This is a genomic window from Psychrobacter sp. PSi21 (assembly GCF_054960615.1).
Genome location: NZ_JBHNYR010000060.1, coordinates 1 through 269 on the forward strand (window position 1 = coordinate 1; position 269 = coordinate 269).

Annotated in this window: 1 protein-coding gene; it reads right to left on the reverse strand. The window is 58.7% G+C overall.

What is annotated here, in order from left to right:
• The coding region (locus ACFI32_RS14880) for an Ig-like domain-containing protein (protein ID WP_462627401.1) at positions 1-269 on the reverse strand (269 nt) is incomplete at both ends.

A 269-nucleotide genomic window follows, 5' to 3' on the forward strand; every position in this document is an offset into this window, starting at 1 on the left:
CCTGCTTCAGCGGCGTTGATGATGTCGTCACTAGCGATTGGGGTATCAATGGCCACATTGATAATGGTATCTACGGTCGCCGTGGCGGTATCGGTGACGCTATTGCCCGCAGCATCGGTGGCGGTGGCCGTAAAGCTCACGTCCCCTTCACCAAGCGCGGTGATCTGCGCAGGGCTCAGCGCAACTGACCAGTTACCATCTCCATCCACCGTGGCGCTGCCAAGGGTGACGCCATCACCCATCAGTTCAACGGTATCACCAGCAGTACC